1 rRNA gene is annotated in these 3,175 nt (G+C 55.6%); it reads left to right on the top strand.

The annotated features are described in order from the left end of the window. The first annotated feature begins 23 nt into the window (after positions 1-23). Positions 24-3,157 (top strand): 23S ribosomal RNA (locus GOALK_RS01205). Positions 3,158-3,175 lie beyond the last annotated feature (18 nt).

Here is a 3,175-nt window from a genome sequence, read left to right as displayed (position 1 = left end):
GTGGGGGTGGTTTGTAGGTGTTGTTGTAAGTGTGTAAGGGCGTTCGGTGGATGCCTTGGTACCAGGAGCCGATGAAGGACGTGGTAGGCCGCGATAGTCCTCGGGGAGTTGTCAAACGAGCTGTGATCCGAGGGTGTCCGAATGGGGAAACCCAGCACGAGTGATGTCGTGTTACCCACCTCTGAATGTATAGGGGGTGTGGAGGGAACGTGGGGAAGTGAAACATCTCAGTACCCATAGGAAGAGAAAACAAAAGTGATTCCGTGAGTAGTGGCGAGCGAAAGCGGATGAGGCTAAACCATGCGCATGTGATACCGGGTAGGGGTTGTGTGTGTGGTGTTGTGGGGTTCATCTTCTTCCATCTGCCTGTGGAAGCGTGAGTCAGAAAATCGTGTGTTAGGTGAAGTGGCCTGGAATGGTCTGCCGTAGACGGTGAGAGTCCGGTAGCTGAAAACACATGGTCTTGCGTGATGGGTGCCCAAGTAGCAGCGGGCTCGTGGAATCTGCTGTGAATCTGCCGGGACCACCCGGTAAGCCTGAATACTTCCTGGTGACCGATAGCGGACAAGTACCGTGAGGGAAAGGTGAAAAGTACCCCGGGAGGGGAGTGAAATAGTACCTGAAACCGGACGCTTACAATCCGTCAAAGCCTGTGCCTCTTCGGAGGGTGGGTGATGGCGTGCCTTTTGAAGAATGAGCCTGCGAGTTAGTGCTCGGTGGCGAGGTTAACCCGTGTGGGGTAGCCGTAGCGAAAGCGAGTCTGAATAGGGCGTTTGAGTCGCCGGGTCTAGACCCGAAGCGGAGTGATCTACCCATGGCCAGGGTGAAGCGACGGTAAGACGTCGTGGAGGCCCGAACCCACTTCAGTTGAAAATGGAGGGGATGAGTTGTGGGTAGGGGTGAAAGGCCAATCAAACTCCGTGATAGCTGGTTCTCCCCGAAATGCATTTAGGTGCAGCGTCACATGTTTCTTACCGGAGGTAGAGCTACTGGATGGCCGATGGGCCCCACAGGGTTACTGACGTCAGCCAAACTCCGAATGCCGGTAAGTGAGAGTGTGGCAGTGAGACTGCGGGCGATAAGGTTCGTAGTCGAGAGGGAAACAGCCCAGATCGCCGGCTAAGGCCCCTAAGCGTGTACTAAGTGGAAAAGGATGTGGGGTCGCGAAGACAACCAGGAGGTTGGCTTAGAAGCAGCCACCCTTGAAAGAGTGCGTAATAGCTCACTGGTCAAGTGATCCTGCGCCGACAATGTAGCGGGGCTCAAGTACACCGCCGAAGCCGCGGCACTCACACGTTAGCCCGTTGATGTTCTACGGAGTGTCAACCAGGTGTGTGGGTGGGTAGGGGAGCGTCCTGCATCCGTGGAAGCCACAGAGTGATCTAGTGGTGGAGGGTGTGGGAGTGAGAATGCAGGCATGAGTAGCGAAAGAAGAGTGAGAAACTCTTCCGCCGAATGACCAAGGGTTCCTGGGCCAGGCTAATCCGCCCAGGGTGAGTCGGGACCTAAGGCGAGGCCGACAGGCGTAGTCGATGGACAACGGGTTGATATTCCCGTACCCGTGTATCCGCGCCCATGCTGAATCAGTTGTACTAACCATCCAGATCCCCCAGGAGCACCTTCGGGTGCCGGGTGGGGTGATGCATGGGACCTTGGCTGGTAGTAGGCAAGCGATGGGGTGACGCAGGAAGGTAGTGGGGCCAGTCAGTGGTTGTACTGGTGTAAGCCTGTAGGGCGTGTTCTAGGCAAATCCGGAACACATAAGCCTGAGAGGTGATGCGTAGCCGTTGCGGCGAATTCCATGATCCTATGCTGCCGAGAAAAGCCTCTAGTGAGTTGGTACACGGCCCGTACCCCAAACCAACACAGGTGGTCAGGTAGAGAATACTAAGGCGATCGAGAGAACTGTGGTTAAGGAACTCGGCAAAATGCCCCCGTAACTTCGGGAGAAGGGGGACCCAGACCGGTGACGAGATTTACTCTCTGAGCGGGTGTGGGTCGCAGAGACCAGAGAGAAGCGACTGTTTACTAAAAACACAGGTCCGTGCGAAGTCGTAAGACGATGTATACGGACTGACGCCTGCCCGGTGCTGGAAGGTTAAGAGGACCGGTTAGTCACCTTTGGGTGGCGAAGCTGAGAATTTAAGCCCCAGTAAACGGCGGTGGTAACTATAACCATCCTAAGGTAGCGAAATTCCTTGTCGGGTAAGTTCCGACCTGCACGAATGGCGTAACGACTTCTCTGCTGTCTCAACCACAGACTCGGCGAAATTGCAGTACGAGTAAAGATGCTCGTTACGCGCGGCAGGACGAAAAGACCCCGGGACCTTCACTATAGCTTGGTATTGGTGTTCGGTTCGGTTTGTGTAGGATAGGTGGGAGACTGTGAAGTGGGCACGCCAGTGTTCATGGAGTCGTTGTTGAAATACCACTCTGATCGTATTGGACTTCTAACCTCGGACCCTGATCGGGTTCAGGGACAGTGCCTGGTGGGTAGTTTAACTGGGGCGGTTGCCTCCCAAAGAGTAACGGAGGCGCCCAAAGGTTCCCTCAGCCTGGTTGGCAATCAGGTGTTGAGTGTAAGTGCACAAGGGAGCTTGACTGTGAGACGTACATGTCGAGCAGGGACGAAAGTCGGGACTAGTGATCCGGCACCGGCAAGTGGAAGCGGTGTCGCTCAACGGATAAAAGGTACCCCGGGGATAACAGGCTGATCTTCCCCAAGAGTCCATATCGACGGGATGGTTTGGCACCTCGATGTCGGCTCGTCGCATCCTGGGGCTGGAGTAGGTCCCAAGGGTTGGGCTGTTCGCCCATTAAAGCGGCACGCGAGCTGGGTTTAGAACGTCGTGAGACAGTTCGGTCTCTATCCGCCGCGCGCGTAAGAAACTTGAGGAAACCTGTCCCTAGTACGAGAGGACCGGGACGGACGAACCTCTGGTGTGCCAGTTGTCCCGCCAGGGGCACTGCTGGTTAGCTACGTTCGGAAGGGATAACCGCTGAAAGCATCTAAGCGGGAAGCCTGTTCCAAGATGAGGTTTCTCACCCCCTTTTGCGGGGTTAAGGCCCCCTACAGACCATGGGGTTGATAGGCCAGAACTGTACGCACAGCAATGTGTTCAGGTGACTGGTACTAATCGGCCGAGGACTTACCAACAACACCCACACACCACAG

Origin of the sequence: Gordonia alkanivorans NBRC 16433 (assembly GCF_000225505.1) — a bacterium.
GTDB lineage: Bacteria > Actinomycetota > Actinomycetes > Mycobacteriales > Mycobacteriaceae > Gordonia > Gordonia alkanivorans.
Note: the sequence above shows the minus strand (reverse complement) of the source record. Positions and strands in the feature narration are given on the sequence as shown.